Origin of the sequence: Ruminiclostridium papyrosolvens C7 (assembly GCF_000421965.1) — a bacterium.
GTDB lineage: Bacteria > Bacillota > Clostridia > Acetivibrionales > DSM-1351 > Ruminiclostridium > Ruminiclostridium papyrosolvens_A.
The window spans coordinates 1-19,612 of sequence record NZ_ATAY01000085.1 but is presented as its reverse complement, the minus strand read 5'-3'; the positions used below and the strand labels follow the sequence as shown (position 1 = coordinate 19,612).

Here is a 19,612-nt window from a genome sequence, read left to right as displayed (position 1 = left end):
CATGGATAAAAAAATATCACACACATTGGATTTACTTGACATAGAGGAAACGGACCGGCTTCTTGAAAAGGATATAAAATTTAAACTTGATTCCAACAGCATTGAAAGGATTAAAAAATCCACTTACTCAAAAGCAGGAATTTCGAGGCAGAAAACTTTTGTGACCAGAGGATTATCAGCCATAGTGGCAGCAATGATAATAATTGTAGTTTCAATATTTTCAATAGGTTTTGACAATGTCGTAAGTGCTATGGGGAGGCTGTTTGGATTTATACCGGGATACGGGATTATGGAAGACAACCAAAGTATCCAATATATCATAGACGGACACAATATAAGTTCCGAAAACAGTCAGGCGATTCTTACAATAAATAGTGTAATTGCAACGAAGAATAATCTTACTCTAAATTGTTATATTAAATTGAAGGATTTCCAAGAGGAAAAGAACTTATCGAATATTGAAAATGATATAAAGACTGATAAAAACAATTTAGTTATGGCTGTAAACGGAAAAGAGTATCGTCCTTCAGGATGTAGCATTGGAAGTGGCGGCAAAATAAAATATATTTCGGCAGCTTACCAAATTGAACAGGATAATTTAAGTACAAGAAATATCTATACATTTAACTATAAAAAATATAACCTTTCGGCAGAGTTCAGATTAAAAGTTCCGGAGGGCTATGACTCTTTGGAAGAGATAGGGCCAACAGATACCAAAAATAATATATCCATAACAGCAGTATCCAGCCTCCAGGACAATAAACTGCTTGTAGAGTTGTACCCTGTTAATAAAAGCGGCTTGACAATAACCTCCTTTACAAAGGAATATGATTTCGGCTATGAAAAAAAGGACCTGACACTTGAAACAGACCAAACAAGTCACTCATACACACTGCCCGAGGGCTTTATGGGTGTAAATAACAGATTTTATTTTAATGTGTTGCCTCAAGAAAAAAACCTGACACTGAAAATACCTTATTTAGTTGTAAAGAGTCAGGAAAAAATGAAAAAAATTACTTTAAAGATACCGGAAGAGGGGGAACGGGTCACAATAAATAAAAAGGTGAACTTCAAAAATTCAACTATGGTTATAAGTGATGTTCAAAGGATAAAAAATGGAACCCTTAACGGAGCTTTGAGAATATATTTTAAATTTGAAAACGAGAATAAAAACATGGTAATGTTCAATGCACAATTCAGAAGGGTGAATATTCTCGGTATGGAGCAGGGGGGCGGATACTCTACAAATCTCAAAGATGGAATTCCACAGTCAATAGATTATGGTTTGGATGAACCAGATGGGGATGTATTGAGGCTGGGAGTAAAAGATCCGGAGTATTTTCTTCTTGGGGAGTACAATTTAAAACTGAGTAACATCTTAATTGGAAGATAATTCCGCATGTTTACCTATAATGTTACCATAAATTATAAAAAAATAATAAAACTGGTATTTTTAGACAAAAAAATAATCTGACAAAATCTTTGGATTTGTTAATATATGACTAAAGTACTTGATAAAATACCTTTGGTGAAGTATGATAGAATTGTAAAAATTAATGAGTATTCTGATATTTTTGGCTTTTTTGAATACTCTGCTAATGTTCCACAGGTCACATTATGTAATTATGGTACCAGAGACAAAGACAAAGTAATTGTAGAAGACTTAAAATTGTTATAATACAAGTTTAATTGTGGAGGTAAGCATATGAAAATGAACGGTATCGGTAAGAAAATCACATCCTTTCTTTCTTCGGCTATATCGGCTGTGACATCAACTGTTAAGAAGTTCATGAAAAAAAGTCCAGTAGGAAAAGTAAATAAAAACAGGGGGACTTTAGTTTTAGGGGCTTCCGGGAAGTCGGTTTTTTTGAGACGATTCAAGATAAAGAATAGATTAATAATGTCTTTCAATTTACTCCTGATGGTTATGCTTTTGGTTACAGGTATATTTTCTTATACGAGTTCAACCAATACAATTGACACTAATGTTAAAACATATTCTTTAGAAACAATTAAACAGACTGGTGTTGTACTAAACAGTCAAATAAAAAGTATGGAAAGTTATATAAATGATATTGGTATGAGTAGTGCAGTGCAAAGTTTACTTAACAACTACGAGAAAGGGGAACAATATGATAAGTTAATTGCAGATAGAGAATTAGCTACAACACTAATAAATAAGTTCACCCTTACTGCGGATGTATTGAACTGTACATTGATGTATGGCAATGGTTTTTCCAAATCTCAGGTATATACAAGTAACAGTCAAGAAGTAAACAAAGAAAAAACATTAAAACTGGTGGAACCTAAGTTGAAGTGGGCAGAAATAGAAGTTAATAGTAGTTCAAATATCAGTACCTGCTTGGGAATAGTAGGCAGTGTAAAATCAACGATTTTTGGTAACGAGATTGCAAAGATGGTTGTTATACCTAAAGTAAATTTCCTTGCAGACAGCTATAAAGATATGGACACCGGAAAAGATGACAAGGGTAAGGGTTTCCCGATTTTAATTGTAGACTCAAACGGTAAAATCATATCCTCAAGAATGGAAGACAAGTATCCCGTAAATAAATCGAATGATGACTCCAAAAAGCTGGCTACTAACATTAGCAAGGCTATAAAGGGTGATGAAAAGTCAGGACATATTGATTTGAAGGTAGGCGGAAGTAAAAGTTTGATTACATATACGAAGATAGGCACTAAAGACTGGTACCTTGCGTCAGTTGTGCCTTATTCATATTTAAACAAAGAAGCAAACAGCCTTAAAAATAAGACAATTATAATCGGAATTATTTGCTTCCTGATAGCTATACTCTTATGCATTGTTATAGCAAGAAGTGTTTCAACACCTTTGGAAAAGCTTACAGCTGCAATGAAAAGAGCAAAAGACGGAGATTTGACAGGCACTATAAATGACAATGAAAACGACGAAATTTCAGATGTATGTCTCAATTTTAATGAAATGATAACCAATATAAACAAGCTGGTAGCGAGTGTAAGAAGTTCTTCGCAGGGTGTACTTAATTCTGCACAGAAGATAGCAACTGCATCTGAAGCAGCCTACAGTTCTTCGGAACAGGTAGCTCTTACAATAGAGCAGATTGCAAAGGGTTCTACAGATCAGGCAGAAGAGATAAACGAAAGTGTAAGCCATATGGACAAACTGGCTCAAGGTATTGTATATGTTGAAGAGGATGTATCCAAGGTTACATCAATTGCACGTGAAATCAGCGGGTTGAACAAAACAGCAACTTCTACTATTAAGGAACTTAACACTAAGTCAAGTCAGGTAAGCAATACTACAGCTAAAGTTTCTGAAAATATTAATGATTTAAGTTCCAGCATGAAGGAAATACAAAAAATACTAAAAATGATGGTAAATATATCTGAGCAAACAAACCTTTTATCACTTAATGCTGCTATTGAAGCTGCACGTGCAGGCGAGGCAGGTAAGGGCTTTGCGGTTGTAGCTAACGAAGTTAAAAAGCTTGCTGACCAGTCAAAAGAGTTTACCGGAAGTATTAACAGTATAATAGCCGATATTGAACAAAAAACAAATGATACTGTACAGGAAGTTCTTAAATCAAATGAGGTTGTGAGTGAGCAGATAAATGCAGTAAGTAATACTCAGGAATTGTTTAAAACTGTATTTAGTGCTATGGATGAAGTTATTGAAAATATTGAAAGAACTGAAAAATCAGTTGGGAATATAATGGTTTCGAAAGAAAAAGTAATGGAATCCATGGAGAATATTTCAGCTGTGGCTGAAGAATCAGCAGCTACCACCGAAGAAATTTCGGCAAGCACTCAAGAACAGATGGCATCTGCGGAAGATCTGGCAAACCATGCCAAGACTCTTAATGATCTGTCAGTTAATTTAAGAAGCCAGATTTCCAAATTTAAGACTGAGTAAATTGTTCAAAAATAGTACAAAATTAACTTAATATTATAAATATAAAGAGCCAATCACTGATGTGATTGGCTCTTTATATTTTAAGGCTTTAGAAAACAGTTTTCGCAGCCGTCAGTACACAGTATTTTACTAATTAAGGGGAAAAGTGACAAATTTTTTATACTAAAATAAAATTATATACTAAAATGCCTTGACAATTGTCGAATTTTATAGATAATGTACCTAGAAAACAGGTTTAGGAAAAACGTTTCTTAGTGAGGAGTAGTTAATGAATATTAAGGAAATAGCACAACTATCAGGTGTTTCTGTATCTACTGTCTCAAAAATTATAAACAAAAAAGATAGTAATATAAGTAAAGAAACAAGAGAACGCGTAATGAAGGTAGTAAAGGAGTGCAACTATATCCCTTACGCCGGAGTACATAATGTTAAAAGCATGAAATCTTTTTTGGTTGGTGTAATTACTAGCAAACAGGCTGGGCATGAAAAGCTTCTTTCAGGTGTTGTTGAAACGGCGAAAAGGAATGGGTATGCTACTGTCCTAAGTTATGCAGAGACACCGGAGGATGAATACACAAGTATTGCCATGCTTTGTACTCATAATGTAGATGGAATATTGTGGGATAAACTGCAGGATTCTTATGCAAAATCCGAAACTCAGTTAATGGAGCGAAACATACCATATTGTGTAATTGATTGTTATAATACCCCAACACCTGACAGATTTGCTTTTGATTATTCACGACTGGCATATAACTTAACAAAAGCATTAGTAAAAAATAAACACCTAAAAATAGGATGCTTGGTTAAAAATAACGATTTTAGAGGACGTAGATTTCAAAAGGGCTTTGAACAATGTCTCTTTGATAATAAGCTCCCTTTTGATGCAAATATGCTTTGTATCGCAAAGGAAGATGCTTTTAATATTCTGACTCATATGCATAATTTTACAGGGGTTGTATGCTTTAATGCAAATTTGGCAGGGAAAATTTATGAGCAGGCAGCACATAACAATTTAAAAATTCCCAGGGATATTTCAGTAGTAAGTTTGGTTAATGATGCAAAGGAAATTTATTTGCTTCCTCAATTATCCTCAATACAATTACCTTTTTTTGAGCTTGGAGAATGTGCTTGCAGCAGGTTGGTAGCTAAGATTGAAGAAACACGGGTTCCTGAACTCATTTTCAAGAGCGATAAAAAGGTTGAAGATTTTAGCAGTATTGATATCCCCATAACAGTACGAAATAAAAAAATTGTAGTTGTTGGTGCAATAAATATGGATACAATTTTAAACCTTGGACAAGTTCCGAATATAGGAGAAACCATTACTACAAAAAAACGTGCAGCTATCCCCGGGGGCAAAGGTGTAAATCAAGCTATTGGTGCCGCAAAGCTGGGAGCAGAGGTGTACCTGATAGGAAAATTGGGAAAGGACTATGAAGGAAGCGTACTATATGATTTTCTTAAAGTCAATAATGTAAATATCGAAGGAGTTTCTACCAGTTCCGAAGTAGCTACAGGCCACGCATATGTTTACGTTAAAGAAAATGGAGAAAGCGGAATAGTTGTTTATGAAGGTGCGAATACCCAACTATCTCCAAATGATATTGATGTATACAGAAATATGTTTGAAAATGCAAGCTTTTGTTTACTGCAGACAGAGATAAATATAGATACAGTTGAAAGTGCTGCAAAGACAGCAAAGAGGTATGGTGCAAAAGTTATACTAAAGCCGTGTGCAGTAACTGAGATAAGCGATGGCCTTATTAGAAATGTTGATATATTTATGCCAAACCGTAACGAAATACAGCTACTTTGTCCTGATAGACCAACTTTTGAAGAAAAAGCACAGTACTTTTTAGATCGTGGTGCAAAAAGCGTAATTATTACCTTGGATCGTGACGGATGCTATTTAAAGGACAGTGAACATTCAATGTACTTTAAGGCCGCTGATTTTACAGCTGTTGACACTACGGGGGCGGCAGATGCATTTGCTTCAACGTTGGCAGTCTATCTCTCCAAAAATTATGATATATGCACTGCAATTAAATATGCCATATATGCATCGGGCTTTTCCATAACTACACAGGGAGTACCCCCTGCTTTGGTAGATAAAAGCACATTGGATTTATTAGATGTGTAATTAAAGAAAGGAGATAATTTTCTATGAGTATAAATAATGAAAATATGATGAAACGGTTGCAAAAACCAAAAGGAAAAGTAGATGTTGTCTTTGATACGGATACATTTAATGAAATAGATGATCAGTATGCACTGGCTTATCTTATTAAGAACCCGGAAAAGCTTAATATAAAAGCGATATATGCAGCACCATTCTTTAATGATAAAAGTTCAGGCCCTGACGAGGGTATGAATAAAAGCTACCAAGAGATAATGAATATATTGTCCTTAATGGACAGAGATGAGCTTAAACAATTGGTATATAAGGGCTCTGAGCAATTTTTGCATGATGAAAATACACCTGTGTCTTCAAATGCAGCCAACGATCTTGTGAAACGTGCTATGGAGTATAGTCAAGAAGAACCGCTATATGTTATTGCAGTAGGTGCAATTACCAATATAGCATCTGCACTGCTTATTAAGCCTGAAATAAAAGACAGAATAGTACTTATATGGCTTGGCGGGAATGCACACCACTGGCCTGATAACAAAGAGTTTAACTTGTATCAGGATATTGCAGCTGCGAGAATTGTTTTCGGGTGTGGTGTTCCATTGGTGCAGTTACCATGCATGGGAGTTGTTTCTGCTTTTACTACAGGAGGGCCTGAACTGGAACATTGGTTGCGTGGAAAAAACAAATTATGTGATTATTTGGTTGACGTAACAACAGCAGAGGCTAAAAGATGTAATGGCGGCGAATTCTGGACACGTCCTATTTGGGATGTTACTGCAGTAGCATGGCTTCTGGAGGGGGATTTTATGCTGGAACGTTTTGAAACAAGCCCTATACCTGAATATGATGATACATACTCTTTTAACAAAGACAGACATCTTATTAAATACATTTATCATATAAACCGGGATAAATTGTTCGGAGATTTATTTTCCAAACTTGTTAAGTAAACATTTGTAAACAGCAGCGCAGCTGTTAAATAAAACCAAAAAAAGGAGCAGACGTTATGAAAAAATTAAGTGCAATTATTCTTCTAATGGCAATGGTAACTACGATGTTTGGATGTTCAGGCGGTTCGGGAGATACAGGAACAACAGCGTCCCAAACATCCGGAACTGACAGTACGGGAAAAGCTGAGAAAAAAGAGATTGTCTGGATGACTGAAACTACAAAGGAAAACCAGGAAATACTTGAGGCATTTGAAGCTAAAACAGGTATTAAAGTAAAAGGTGAGTATCTGGCATTTAATGACTTGTTTGAATCCATTGAGATAAAAATTGCTTCCGGTTCAGAAGACTATGATGTAATCAGTGTAGATGGGCCGATGGTAGCAGCGTATGCAAACCGAGGCTACATACTGCCGCTGGACAAGTATTTTACTGATGACGAAAAGGGTCAGTTTATAGATTCCAGTCGTGATGCCGGTATTTGGGATGGTAAATTCTATGCACCTGCACAGGCTACATCTGCTCAACTCCTGTGGTACAACAAGGCTTTACTTAAGCAAGCAGGCGTAACCATTCGTGATAACGACGAAAACAACCGCCTTACATGGGAAGAAATAGAGGATATGGCAAAGAAAACAGTTGCCGCAGTTGACCCCGACAAGTCCAAGGGTATTTCAGGGATACAGTTCCAACAGGTTAGCCGTACATATCAGATGTGTGCCCTTGCAAACAGTATGGGCGGTAAAAATATCGGAGATGACGGGTATACCGTTGACGGAGTTATAAACAATGATGCGTGGATAAAATCAATGACTTGGATGCAGAACCTTTATAATAGCGGCCTTTCACAAAAGGGTATTACAGCTGATGAAGTTCCCAACTATTTCAATTCAGGAAAAATTGTATTCATGGCAGGCGGTACATGGACTGCTGCTGCATGTGATACTGCAGGCATGAAGGATTATGGGTGGACTTATGCTCCTGCATTTAAAGGATTTGAAAAGAATGTGGGTACAGGTACGGGTAGTTGGCATTTTGGTGTTAATGCAGCATCCAAAAATGTTGATGCAGCGGTTGAGTTCATCAAATACATGAGCATCGGTGAAGGCAGTGATAAGTATCTCAAGTGGAGCGGCGATATGCCTGCAAGAAAGTCAAAGATACAAGAACTCATTGACGATAAGAACACTGCCGGATATTTGAAGGTTGGTGCTTACGAAGCGTCAAATACAGCTGTACCAAGAGCTTTAACACCGGGATATTCCGAATACAGTTCAGTAATGGATGCAACCTTTGAAAATATCCGTAACGGTTCAACTGTTAAGGATAGCCTTAACAGTGCGGTAGAACAGATCAACAGTGCTATGGCAAAATATAAGAAGTAAGAACAAATTAGAACTATACCTTAGGATTGGCGGTAATATCATTTTACCGCCGATTCTCTGAATATTACATATATACCAAGCATGTACACAACTACTGTAAATACAAAACTACGTGATTTTGTTATTGATTAGAAATTTGTATCTAATAATTTTCAGTATAGTATATAATTGGGCATTTATTGAGGTGAAAAAATGAATAACATGTTTGGGAAGTTTAAGGCTTTACCATATATATTTATATTACCTGCGTTTTTACTTATAATAGTTTTTAAAATCTATCCTATAATTTCAACCCTCCTAGAAAGTTTGATGGTAAAAGGTACATTTACACTAGACACGTATGAAACGCTTTTCAAAGACAAGATATTTTGGAAATCACTATGGGTCACAATGAAAATTAATATTGTTATGATTCCATTGCAGATATTTATAGCTTTTTGTCTGGCACTGTTGGTTAATACAACAGTTAAGGGTATAGGTATGTTTCGTACCATATTCTATTTGCCTGTAACTATTTCACTTACGGTTGCAACCATTGTTTGGAATCTTATGCTAAGTCCAAACGGTGGTGTTATAAATAGTATTCTCGGTATTTTCGGAATTTCGCAACAGGACTTCCTGGTTAGCAAAACTCAGGCACTCTGGTGCATCGTATTAATTGCTACCTGGAAAGGTGTAGGCTACTGGATGATGTTTATTCTGGCGGGATTAAAGAATGTGGATGCCAGTATTTATGAGTCAGCAAAAATAGATGGAGCTAATTGGTTGAAAACTGTAGTTAGTATAACAATACCATTAATTAAAAAAGTACTGCTGTTCGTATTTGTTGCTAATACCTCTATCAATATACTGCTTTTTGTCCCTATGCAGATTGTTACACAGGGAGGACCGGAAGGCAGCACGAATGTTTTAATGTATGAAGCATATAAATCGGCCTTCAAAATGGCTGACCGGCCAAGATCAGCTGCTATTGTCACTGTTTTGCTTGTAATTATTGCAATTGTATGTACTCTTCAGTTCAGGCTTATGTCAGAAAAAAAGGAGGCGTAAGATATGAATAAAAATATGATTATAAAAAATTTCTTCATATATATCGGTCTGATCATAATAACTATATTAACAATATTTCCATTACTTTGGTGTCTTTCAGCCTCATTAAGAAGTGATACTGAATTTTATAAATATGTAACACCATTTTCCATTAATACTCTTGTACCTGTGGATTTTACAATGGACTCATATATAAAATTATTTACAAAATTTAATTTTGCACGTCCAATTATTAATACAATTTTCGTATCATTTGTATCAATAGTAGCCGGCTGTCTTTTGAACAGCATAGCGGCTTTTGCCTTTGCATGCTTCAAATTTAAGTTCAAAGAGGTTTTGTTTGGTATCTTTCTAGTATCATTTATGGTTCCTTTTGAATCTATATCTCTTCCTTTATACAAAGTTGTGAGTAATCTGGGATGGGTCAATACTTACGCTGGTTTAATTGTTCCTACAATCGCAAGCGGGTTGGTATTATTTTTATTCACACAGTTCTTTAAAGATATTCCGCCTAGCATAATAGAAGCCGCAAGAGTTGATGGAGCAAATTGGACTCAAATATTTCTAAAGATAATATTACCTTCATCGGTAACTGTATTTGTTACTGCTTCCTTAATAATATTTATGGATCAGTGGAACTCGTATTTATGGCCATTACTTGTTGCACGCTCAAAAGAAATACAAACTATTCAAATTGCATTGTCTTCATTTAAAATGGAAAGGGTTACACTATGGTCGTGCCTCTATGCTGGTTCAATGATATCTGCACTTGTACCTCTGGGCTTGTTCCTGCCTACACAAAAGTACTTTGTACAAGGAATTACAAGTAGTGGTGTCAAAGGATAATTAATACTAGAAAAGCGGGTGTATAAATGGGCAAAATATTAGTTGTAGGAAGTCTTAATATGGACTTTGTTGTTAATGTAAAACATATGCCGCAAGTTGGAGAAACACTATTGGCGGATAGTCTGGAATTTATACCGGGAGGGAAAGGTGCTAATCAGGCATATGCTTTAGGCAAGTTGGGGGCAGACGTAACAATGCTGGGTGCTGTAGGAAATGATTCCTACGGTGACATTCAAATAGGAGGCTTAAAGGCCGTGGGTGTAGATACAACTCACATTGCAAGAATAGAAGGGGTTAATACAGGAATAGCTCTGATAAATGTCAATCAAAGGGGCGACAACAGCATCATAGTTGTCCAAGGCGCTAATAAGTATGTCAGTCGTGAATACATTGATAAAAACCTTAAAGTAATTGAAGAAAGTGATATAGTTATTTTTCAGTTAGAGATACCTATTGATACTGTTACATATGCGGCAAAGAAGGCGAAAGGGCTTGGGAAAACGGTTATATTAGACCCTGCTCCGGCACCGGATAGTATACCGGAAGAACTTCTAGCTAACGTTGATATAATCAAGCCTAATGAAACAGAATTGGTTAAACTCACTGGTATAGAAGAGGTTGACGGCTGTATGAATAAAGCTGTCGATACTATAAAAAAACAAGGTGTTAAAACCGTAATAGTGACTCTTGGTGGAAAAGGTTCATTTGTTTCCAGTCAAAACAACGTTGTAAAGCATATCAGTACTCAGGATGTAAAGGTAATAGATACTACTGCAGCAGGTGATAGCTTTATAGCTTCCATGGCACTGTACCTGTCAAAAGGAAAAGATATTATGTCTGCAGTTGAATTTGCAAATCATGTGGCTTCTATTTCAGTGACCAGAAAAGGTGCTCAGTCATCAATGCCATCAATGGAAGAAGTAGAGAAATATATTTCAGAATTAGGATTAGGAAAACAACGGTAGTAATTATTTATAAATATTACTTGAAAGGTGGGTTTATATGAGTATTCCAAAGACAATGAAGGCATTAGTTGCATACAATAAAGGAGATTATCGTTTTGAACATGAATATCCTACTCCTGAGTGCGGGCCGGATGATATTATAATAAAAACCGAAGGCTGTGGTATTTGTGCAGGTGATTTAAAGTGCATGCACGGGGCCGGCCGTTTTTGGGGCAACAATAACCAAGAATCCTGGGTAAAGCCTCCTTTTATACCTGGTCACGAATTCCTTGGCATTGTAGTAGAAATAGGTAAAAATGTAAAAGGTTATAAAATAGGAGATAGAGTTACTGCCGACCAGATTGTTCCCTGTGGGGAATGTAAGTTCTGTAAAACGGGCCGCTACTGGATGTGCCAGCCACATGCCACATTTGGTTTTCAGAAAGATAATAACGGGGGAATGGCTGAATATGTTCGATTTCCTAAAACAGCAGTAATACATAAAGTCCCAAAAGACTTACCTCTTGAAAAGGCTCTCCTGATAGAACCATACGCATGTTCCAAGCATTGTGTAGACCGAGCACAAATCACTAACGAGGATGTAGTAGTAATATCAGGTGCAGGTACCTTGGGACTTGGTATGATAACTTATGCACGTATGAAAAACCCTGAGAAACTAATCGTCCTTGATATGATGGATTCTCGCTTGGAAAAGGCTAAAGAATTTGGTGCAGACATTGTGATTAACCCAGGAAAAGAGGATGTTGTAAAAACAATCATGGATTTAACCGAAGGTTACGGCTGTGATATTTATATTGAAGCTACAGGACACCCTTCCAGTGTAACTCAGGGTTTGGAGATGATTCGTAAATTGGGACGTTTTGTGGAGTTCTCAGTTTTTGGCTCTGAAACTACAGTGGACTGGTCCATAATAGGAGACGGCAAGGAACTTGATGTGCTTGGAGCTCATCTCTCACCGTATTGCTACCCCTATGTAATAGACCATATTGCTGATGGGACGTTAAAAACCGATGGAATAATCGGAAGAGCCTTTAAACTGGAAGAGTGGGAAAAAGCTTTTGAATATGCTACCGGAAAACATGGAGATTTCAAGGTGATATTCACATTTTAACTTTGAAAAGTAAAGCTGAACGTAAAATCAAAAAGGGGCTGTTGCAAACAAATAAGTTTTGCTAAAGCCCCTAAGATTATGTTTAAGGCTATTTATCATTACCGCACTTGTTGCGGTGAAGCTAACTGTATTATGTTATTAAGCTTAGAAGACATACTATAAAGCGTTTCGGCAATAGAATGAATCTCTTCTATGGTTGCGTTTTCTTCCTCTGAAACTGCTGCAACCTCCTGTGATGCTTTGGAAATTGCATCAGAGGCTTCTTTTGTTTTGCTGATTGATGTCTATTAATAATTGATGCCATTGTATGCTCGGATGTTTTATTATCCTCAATTAGCCCGTCACTAAGATTCTTGGCTATATCGTATATAGTTTTAGAACTCTCTGCCGCTTTGTTAATTGATTTATTCAATAAATCGGTAAGTGCTTCGCTTTCAATTTTTTTGTTTTCGATATCTACAATCATGTTTTTAGATCTTTTGGATTGTAAAGTAGAAATGCAAACAGAAATACAAAATGAAAGGCCGTAACAAATCCAGCAAACAATATTCTTACCAACGCCCCCCATAGAATTGATTTGGAAAAACAAAAATTGCAATTGTATAAAGAAGAAAAGTAGTACCGGAATACAATAAAACAATTTTTGTATTATAATACATAATTGCTATAAATATACACACAAAACTAAAGCTAATTGAAGGTAGTCCGGAACCTCCTGCTACTTCTGACATATAAAAAACAGCGGGTGGAACAAAGGCGAATACCATTAAGTATATGTGCTTGGAAATATTGGATAATACACTTGTGCTCCTCTCTAAAAGTTTTCCTATAGTAATGATAATACATGCTAAAAATATCATACTAACCAGATAATTCTTAGCCAATACTAAAAAACATACACCAACACCTACACCTTTAATTAATGCGCTGTAAAATGCTACTGAGTTAGCAAATTTCTCTTGCTTTTTCAAAATTGAATTCATACAGAAATCTCCCTTTTAAGCAATATTTAATTTTAAACTGAGATAAGAAAACAAAACATAGATGTTCATACTTGGAAGACAGTCGTATTTTATCAAAAAAATGACGAATTTTGCAATGTAGTTTCATAATATCTTATTAATATAATAAAATAAGATAAAAATACAAAAACTAACCATTATACTAAAAAAATAACAGGGAGCTTATATAATGAAGAATATAAAATTATACGTAATAGCCCTAGCTGTGTCTATAGTTTTAGGATATTGGGTTGCCAATAGTGTTGGCACAAATCGGAGTTTTACACATGAAGCAGGTAAAGAGGTTCAGACCGTTAGCAGTACTCAACTTAAAGACCTTACTGTGTGTATTGATCCGGGACATGGCAAAACCTCAGAATCAAATAGGGAAACTGAACCTATAGCTCCCGGAGTAGAAATTCAAAAAGCAGCGATTGCAAGCGGTACAGAGGGAGTAGCTACTGGGATATCAGAAGCAAGTCTTAATCTTACGGTAGCAAAAAAGCTCAGAGATTCCTTGAAACAAAACGGCGCAAATGTAATTATGGTTAGAGAAACTGAAGTATGCGGCCTTACAAATGTAGAACGGGCAAAATTCTGGAATTCCTCTAAAGTGGATCTTACCATACGTATACATGGGAACGGCTCAAATGATAGCAGTGTGTCCGGAGTACTGATGATGATACCCGGAAGTAAGTATATAAAGGATACACAGATTCTGAGAAACAGTAGAAAGGCCGGGGAACTGGTTCTAGCAGGGGTAATAGAACACACAAAAGCCAATTCAAGAGGTATCCAAGAGACATCAGAATTGACAGGGTTTAATTGGTCAAAGGTACCTGTAATTCTTCTGGAAATGGGATTTATGACTAACCCGGAGGAAGATAGACGTCTTAATACAGATGAATATCAGAACAAAATGGTAGCGGGTATTACAGAGGGGCTTATAAAATACGTAAAGGAAAAATAACGGACATATTTTTTTGTTTTACAAATATTATATAATTTTGTACAATTATACTTACGGGGAATTTTTTAATCCCGGCTGTAAAAGGAGTGGAGATATGTTTTATACCGATGGGTCAAATGCAAAAGACTTTATTGAGAATGATATAGAACTTCTTAAAAGTGAATATGAGGAATATTATAATATTCTGACTCAGGCTGAACTCAGCCCTGTCAATATATTAATGTGTTCCTCTCTTACAAACGAAAAGCATAATGCATTTGAAAAATTTTTATTACTATATGAAAATAGAATTGTCGTTTTAAAAAAAGTAAACGGGAGCATATCGAAATATACCATTGAATATAACGATATTAATTACATAGTTATAGAAGGACTTCCCAAGCCTGTTTGTCTTAATATTTACTATATGGAAGAAGGCAGGGAAAGAATATTCTTTGATTCTTTTGCAGAAGAAATTATGAACCGATTGGTAAAGGAAATGAGGGAGCTTATCATACACGGGAGAGGCTCTGATGAGGCCGGTAAGTTGGGTGAGTACAATAGCGATGAGCCGGGGTATATAGGCAAAGCCTTGACAACCGAAGCATTATTTGAAAATCAGGTACCTGTCTGCGAACTTTATCAAAGGAGAGTTTATGACAGATACTGGTCAATATTCAGGAAAATCATTACTCAAACACACTATTCTATTGTAAGCAATAATGAGATGGTAGTTTTCAAAGAAAAGTATGAACCAATGGATGATAAGGATATATGTGGAGATTTGATATTTATACCTTTAAATTCCGTAAGAAGCGTATCCCTTGAATCCACGGATAAAGGAATGGTACTGAAATATATGTTTTGCACTATGAAAACCTTTGAGCTATTTTACCAAAATGAGAAAACGGATGAACTTCTCAGGGCAATGTCATATATAAATGGAGTAATTCAAGCTTGACCGCATTCAAGAGTTAAAATACAATCAGTTTAATAATTAAAATATATATTTGAGAGGTGCGTAATGGGGTTCAAATCTGAAATAATACAAAATGTTATTAATGATTTTGAGGTTGACAGAGAAAGTATGCTGCGTATAGCAACATTGTTTAAGGAAACTATGGAAAAAAGTCTGAAAGGTGAAAAAACCTGTCTTAAAATGATTCCTTCATACATTGGGAAGCCTACAGGAAAAGAACAGGGTACTTTTATGGCCATCGACATGGGAGGTACTAACTTTAGATGTACGAAGTATAAAATTAGCAACGGAAGCTTTGAGAAAGTTGCTGAAATAAAGCATAAACTTATTAATAAGGAAGAAAATTATGACCTTACAAAGTCAGATATAGATGAAAAGCAGCTTTTTGGCTTTATGGCCGAGTGTATAGGAAAATTGCTTGAGCCGGGAGAATCTTTGTATCTAGGAAACACATTTTCATTTCCATGCAGGCAGGAAGGAATAAATGATGCTTACCTCATTCAGTGGACCAAGGAAATAACAACCTCCGGAGTTGAGGGCAACAATATAAACAAGCTGCTTGAACAGGCATTGAGGGCGAAAAACGTAAATGTTAAGCCGGTTGCCATACTCAATGATACTGTAGGTACCTTACTGGTAGCCATGTACGGTTATCAGACTGCGGATATTGGCTCAATAATGGGGACAGGACATAATACATGTTATCTGGAAAACAACCATCCTCTTACTGGCAAACAGATGATAGTAAATACTGAATCAGCTAGCTACAATGTGGGACTACCTGTAACAAAGTACGATGAGATAATAGATAAAAACAGTCAGATGCCGGGAACACAGCTTCTTGAAAAAATGGTTTCAGGGTACTATATGGGAAGTCTTTTAAAAGAGGCTTGTCTGGATTTATATAAAAACAAAGCAATATTTACATCAGAAGGTGTTGATACAGATGCATTTTTCAGCCAGAGCATTAATGCATTAATGGTTGAGAATTTTATTTTATATCCATCCAATACAAAAGAACAATATAATTGCACATTAGAAGATGCTGAGGTAATAAAGAAGGTGTCTGAGGTCATTTTAAAAAGGGCAGTAAGGCTTGTGGCGGTGTCGCATATGGGGATACTGTTCCATCAGGAAAATAGAGGTACTTCGGTCAAAAATAAGCATGTAATTGCAATAGACGGAACTATATATGAAAAGATGCCTAACGCTCCGAAGCTTATGGAGGAGGCATTTAAAGATGCACTTGGAGATGACGCATCCAATATTGAAATAAGACTTGTAAAGGACGGTTCAGGTTTAGGTGCTGCAATAGCTGCTGCATTTGCAGTAACACAATAATATATAAAATTTAAGTTGAAAGTAGCTGCTTCAAAGCCAGAAAGAAAACAGGTTTTGTGGCAGCTATTTTTTGTACATAATAGTAGTATTGACTTAAAGTTTACTTTAAGGTGTAGAATTCAGTTATTGATTTATTACATCAGGAGGATGATAATATGAGACGAATTAGTATTGGGAACGGAGCACTTACTGCTTCTGAAATTTCTTTAGGCTGTATGAGGATAAGCGAGATGTCTAAAAATGATGCAGCCAACCTTATTAATACTGCTTTGGAAGAGGGAATAGATTTTTTTGATCATGCTGATATCTACGGCGGCGGAAAATCAGAAGAAGTATTTGCACAGGCAGTTGATATGAGTCCAAGCGTAAGAGAGAAGTTTATAATTCAGACTAAATGCGGCATAAGGCAAGGGTATTTTGATTTTTCCAAAGAGCATATTTTAGAAGCTGTTGACGGAAGCCTTAAACGCTTAAAGACCGATTATATAGATGTTCTGCTGCTGCACCGTCCGGATGCACTTGTTGAACCGGAAGAAGTTGCTGAGGCCTTTTCAATTCTTCAAAGTAACGGAAAGGTAAGAAATTTTGGAGTAAGCAATCAGAACCCAATGCAGATTGAATTGCTGAAAAAATACCTTAACCAGAAAGTAGTTGTGAACCAGTTACAGCTTAGCATTACAAATACCGGAATGATAGATGCAGGAATCAATGTAAACATGAAAGTGGAAGGTTCTATTGACAGAGACGGAAGTATATTGGACTATTGCAGACTAAATGACATTACAATCCAGCCATGGTCACCTTTCCAGTACGGTTTTTTTGAGGGAGTATTTCTCAATAATGAAAAATTCCCTGAACTCAATAAAAAAATAGATGAGCTGGCACAGGAAAAAGGTGTTGAAAATACAGCAATAGCCATTGCTTGGCTTTTGAGGCACCCTGCTAAAATGCAGCCAATTGTGGGCACAACCAATGTACCCCGTCTCAAGGATATCTGCAAGGCATCGAAAATTGAGCTTACAAGACAGGAGTGGTACGAGATATACTTGGCAGCAGGAAATAAACTCCCTTAAAAATAGACCATATTAACCAATATAACAAAACAGCTGTTGCAATACGGGCAACAGCTGTTTTGCCTATGGCTTGATCCTGCCTTCTTCTATCATTTTTGCAAACAGTTCTTTGTTGTACAAAACGCTGGAGTCTGACGGTCTGTACTCTGCAGCAGTTTCATTATGTTCATAGGCCTTTTGCATATCCCCTATATTGTAGTAACATACGCATAGCTGCAAATGCGGATACCAGGTGTAATATGCCATATATATAAAGCTCCACCTGTCAGGGTCAGGAACTTGCTGTGTTGCAAGCTCATACCAGAAAATAGCCGTTTTATACTGACGGTTACGATGAAAATTATACCCTATACGGCAGCAGGCCTCTGCCCTTGGAGGTGCAAATTGAAATGATTGAAATATAGCCGTTAGCTCATTCTCTTTATCATTTAAATACCGATAACAGTCTCCTTTAAATATACATGCAAAAATTTTGTCTTCAATCCAACCTTGTTTTAAAGAAAGGTTTTGGTTATAACTCTCGATAGCTTCCTGATAACGCCCATTTTCTCTTAATTCATTTCCATAATAAAAATAGTCTCTGGCACTAAAGGCATCCCCACGCTGTTTTTTTGTCTCAAATATGGATACAGTACGTCCGACTGAATGACGTATCTTTTTATGGGTTATAGCTACTTCTGAATTAATAATTTTTCCGCTGACTTCTATATAGTTATGGCAATCTCCATACCAACGAAAATTTTTCTCTCTCTTAACAAGACGGTTACGTCTATATCTTAAAGTAACATTACCAAATTCGTCCGTTCCAGCATCATAATACATTGATACTGAGTCTACGGACGGGTCAAGACTTTCCTTTAAATCTTTAAATTTAACCTGATCAGCCTCCAATATCACATCATCTGCGTCCAGGTATAGGATATAGTCTTTTGTAGCATATTTATATGATTCATTCCGAGCATCCGCAAAGCTGTTAGTCCAGGGAAAGTCAAAAATTCGGTCGGTGTATTTAGCGGCTATTTCCTTTGTCTTATCGGTTGAACCCGTATCAACAATGTTAATCTCATCCACTATCTCCTTTATTGTGTCCAGACATCGAGCAAGAGTTTCTTCCTCATTTTTTACAATCATACACAGACTGATACTTATCATTTTGTAAATCCTTTCCTGAGCAAAGTTATAATATTATATTCAGTCAGAACAGATATGTTGCTAAATTAGTAAAGCAAAAACCGCAGGATACCCCACGGGTATCCTGCGGTAAATTAAGTCGTTACGGGAAAACAATAGTATTTATATCACTGTTGGCTGCTGTTGCTGTAGTAATTAATGTGGCTGTGGTTACTAAAACTCTTACAGAATAAGTGTTGGTACCTGTATCTACCGCCGTATCTATCTGCGTACTTGCCAATTGCATAGATTGAGTTCCAACTTGAACCACAGAATTGCTGAATATTCTGGTATCAATAAGTGTAGAATTTCTGTACAATCTAATTTCAAAGTCGAAAACTCCTAAAGCTGATGCAGTTGCATTTATAGTTGTGGTATAGTCAACTTTAATTTCTTCGCCAATTGTAACTGGAACTGTTACCGATACCAACGTTATTTCCGTACCTGCCGGTAAAACTGATACCGGACCAGTAGATTCACTAAAGAATAGAGTAGGTGCCGGCCCTGTAGGTCCAGTAGCTCCAGTAGCACCAGTGGCGCCCGTTGCGCCAGTTGGGCCGGTAGCCCCCGTGGCACCCGTAGCTCCAGTGGCTCCAGTAGCACCAGTGGCGCCAGTTGCGCCAGTTGGGCCGGTAGCCCCCGTGGCACCCGTAGCTCCAGTGGCTCCAGTAGCCCCAGTAGCGCCAGTGGCACCAGTTGCGCCAGTAGCTCCAGTAGCACCAGTGGCGCCAGTTGCGCCAGTGGCTCC

17 protein-coding genes and 1 pseudogene are annotated in these 19,612 nt (G+C 36.7%); 14 read left to right on the top strand and 4 right to left on the bottom strand.

From position 1 onward, the window contains the following. Window position 1: 1 nt before the first annotated feature. The 10 genes from L323_RS36060 (at window position 2) to L323_RS36025 (ending at window position 12,351) form a co-directional block, all read left to right on the top strand. A complete protein-coding gene (locus L323_RS36060; RefSeq protein ID WP_020816554.1) occupies window positions 2-1,393 on the top strand; it encodes a hypothetical protein in 1,392 nt (463 codons plus the stop codon). A 105-nt stretch (window positions 1,394-1,498) separates the two neighbouring features. Next, complete coding sequence (locus L323_RS0121070) at window positions 1,499-1,678, top strand: hypothetical protein (protein WP_031342362.1); 180 nt, start codon at window positions 1,499-1,501, stop codon at window positions 1,676-1,678. Between the two features lie 27 nt (window positions 1,679-1,705). Continuing rightward, a complete protein-coding gene (locus L323_RS0121065; protein ID WP_031342360.1) occupies window positions 1,706-3,913 on the top strand; it encodes a methyl-accepting chemotaxis protein in 2,208 nt (735 codons plus the stop codon). A gap of 268 nt (window positions 3,914-4,181) precedes the next feature. Next, the gene (locus tag L323_RS36055; protein ID WP_020816553.1) at window positions 4,182-6,056 is read left to right on the top strand and encodes a PfkB family carbohydrate kinase; all 1,875 of its coding nucleotides are present in this window, start codon (window positions 4,182-4,184) and stop codon (window positions 6,054-6,056) included. Between the two features lie 23 nt (window positions 6,057-6,079). After that, window positions 6,080-6,997, top strand: a complete 918-nt coding sequence (locus L323_RS36050) for a nucleoside hydrolase (protein ID WP_020816552.1) — start codon at window positions 6,080-6,082, stop codon at window positions 6,995-6,997. A gap of 56 nt (window positions 6,998-7,053) precedes the next feature. Then, on the top strand, window positions 7,054-8,379 hold the full coding sequence (locus L323_RS36045; protein WP_020816551.1) for a sugar ABC transporter substrate-binding protein: 1,326 nt from the start codon (window positions 7,054-7,056) through the stop codon (window positions 8,377-8,379). A 192-nt stretch (window positions 8,380-8,571) separates the two neighbouring features. After that, window positions 8,572-9,429, top strand: a complete 858-nt coding sequence (locus L323_RS36040) for a carbohydrate ABC transporter permease (protein ID WP_020816550.1) — start codon at window positions 8,572-8,574, stop codon at window positions 9,427-9,429. A gap of 3 nt (window positions 9,430-9,432) precedes the next feature. Continuing rightward, window positions 9,433-10,275 carry a carbohydrate ABC transporter permease gene (locus L323_RS36035; protein ID WP_020816549.1) on the top strand — a complete coding sequence of 281 codons (843 nt, stop codon included), beginning with the start codon at window positions 9,433-9,435 and terminating at the stop codon, window positions 10,273-10,275. Between the two features lie 26 nt (window positions 10,276-10,301). Further along, a complete protein-coding gene (rbsK, locus tag L323_RS36030) occupies window positions 10,302-11,240 on the top strand; it encodes a ribokinase (RefSeq protein ID WP_020816548.1) in 939 nt (312 codons plus the stop codon). A gap of 37 nt (window positions 11,241-11,277) precedes the next feature. Further along, window positions 11,278-12,351, top strand: a complete 1,074-nt coding sequence (locus L323_RS36025; protein WP_020816547.1) for an erythritol/L-threitol dehydrogenase — start codon at window positions 11,278-11,280, stop codon at window positions 12,349-12,351. 190 nt (window positions 12,352-12,541) lie between these two features. Here the strand turns inward: L323_RS36025 and L323_RS36020 are convergent, their stop codons facing one another. Further along, window positions 12,542-12,817 carry a hypothetical protein gene (locus tag L323_RS36020; RefSeq protein ID WP_020816546.1) on the bottom strand — a complete coding sequence of 92 codons (276 nt, stop codon included), beginning with the start codon at window positions 12,815-12,817 and terminating at the stop codon, window positions 12,542-12,544. An 85-nt stretch (window positions 12,818-12,902) separates the two neighbouring features. After that, window positions 12,903-13,334, bottom strand: coding sequence for a hypothetical protein (locus L323_RS36015; protein WP_020816544.1), 432 nt, complete (start codon window positions 13,332-13,334; stop codon window positions 12,903-12,905). 208 nt (window positions 13,335-13,542) lie between these two features. Here L323_RS36015 and L323_RS36010 point away from each other — a divergent pair, with 208 nt between their 5' ends. From L323_RS36010 to L323_RS35995, 4 genes are all read left to right on the top strand, one after another. Continuing rightward, complete coding sequence (locus L323_RS36010; protein WP_020816543.1) at window positions 13,543-14,322, top strand: N-acetylmuramoyl-L-alanine amidase family protein; 780 nt, start codon at window positions 13,543-13,545, stop codon at window positions 14,320-14,322. Window positions 14,323-14,416: 94 nt separating this feature from the next. Then, window positions 14,417-15,262, top strand: coding sequence for a hypothetical protein (locus L323_RS36005; RefSeq protein WP_020816542.1), 846 nt, complete (start codon window positions 14,417-14,419; stop codon window positions 15,260-15,262). 63 nt (window positions 15,263-15,325) lie between these two features. Continuing rightward, window positions 15,326-16,621 (top strand): hexokinase family protein, encoded by a 1,296-nt coding sequence (locus tag L323_RS36000; RefSeq protein WP_020816541.1) that lies wholly within the window; start codon window positions 15,326-15,328, stop codon window positions 16,619-16,621. 155 nt (window positions 16,622-16,776) lie between these two features. Then, window positions 16,777-17,694: an aldo/keto reductase gene (locus L323_RS35995; protein WP_020816540.1), complete on the top strand. Its 918-nt coding sequence runs from the start codon at window positions 16,777-16,779 to the stop codon at window positions 17,692-17,694. 63 nt (window positions 17,695-17,757) lie between these two features. Here the strand turns inward: L323_RS35995 and L323_RS35990 are convergent, their stop codons facing one another. After that, window positions 17,758-18,846, bottom strand: a complete 1,089-nt coding sequence (locus L323_RS35990) for a glycosyltransferase (protein WP_020816539.1) — start codon at window positions 18,844-18,846, stop codon at window positions 17,758-17,760. A 121-nt stretch (window positions 18,847-18,967) separates the two neighbouring features. Beyond that, a pseudogene (locus L323_RS35985) lies at window positions 18,968-19,612 on the bottom strand (collagen-like protein); the annotation flags it as partial.

Coding starts and splice junctions, on each gene's coding strand:
- L323_RS36025 (WP_020816547.1), top strand. CDS start 11,278: ATGAGTATTCCAAAGACAATGAAGGCATTAGTTGCATACAATAAAGGA.
- L323_RS0121065 (WP_031342360.1), top strand. CDS start 1,706: ATGAAAATGAACGGTATCGGTAAGAAAATCACATCCTTTCTTTCTTCG.
- L323_RS36000 (WP_020816541.1), top strand. CDS start 15,326: ATGGGGTTCAAATCTGAAATAATACAAAATGTTATTAATGATTTTGAG.
- L323_RS36055 (WP_020816553.1), top strand. CDS start 4,182: ATGAATATTAAGGAAATAGCACAACTATCAGGTGTTTCTGTATCTACT.
- L323_RS36020 (WP_020816546.1), bottom strand. CDS start 12,817: ATGATTGTAGATATCGAAAACAAAAAAATTGAAAGCGAAGCACTTACC.
- L323_RS35990 (WP_020816539.1), bottom strand. CDS start 18,846: ATGATAAGTATCAGTCTGTGTATGATTGTAAAAAATGAGGAAGAAACT.
- L323_RS36005 (WP_020816542.1), top strand. CDS start 14,417: ATGTTTTATACCGATGGGTCAAATGCAAAAGACTTTATTGAGAATGAT.
- L323_RS36015 (WP_020816544.1), bottom strand. CDS start 13,334: ATGAATTCAATTTTGAAAAAGCAAGAGAAATTTGCTAACTCAGTAGCA.
- L323_RS36045 (WP_020816551.1), top strand. CDS start 7,054: ATGAAAAAATTAAGTGCAATTATTCTTCTAATGGCAATGGTAACTACG.
- rbsK (WP_020816548.1), top strand. CDS start 10,302: ATGGGCAAAATATTAGTTGTAGGAAGTCTTAATATGGACTTTGTTGTT.
- L323_RS36010 (WP_020816543.1), top strand. CDS start 13,543: ATGAAGAATATAAAATTATACGTAATAGCCCTAGCTGTGTCTATAGTT.
- L323_RS36035 (WP_020816549.1), top strand. CDS start 9,433: ATGAATAAAAATATGATTATAAAAAATTTCTTCATATATATCGGTCTG.
- L323_RS36040 (WP_020816550.1), top strand. CDS start 8,572: ATGAATAACATGTTTGGGAAGTTTAAGGCTTTACCATATATATTTATA.
- L323_RS0121070 (WP_031342362.1), top strand. CDS start 1,499: ATGACTAAAGTACTTGATAAAATACCTTTGGTGAAGTATGATAGAATT.
- L323_RS36050 (WP_020816552.1), top strand. CDS start 6,080: ATGAGTATAAATAATGAAAATATGATGAAACGGTTGCAAAAACCAAAA.
- L323_RS35995 (WP_020816540.1), top strand. CDS start 16,777: ATGAGACGAATTAGTATTGGGAACGGAGCACTTACTGCTTCTGAAATT.
- L323_RS36060 (WP_020816554.1), top strand. CDS start 2: ATGGATAAAAAAATATCACACACATTGGATTTACTTGACATAGAGGAA.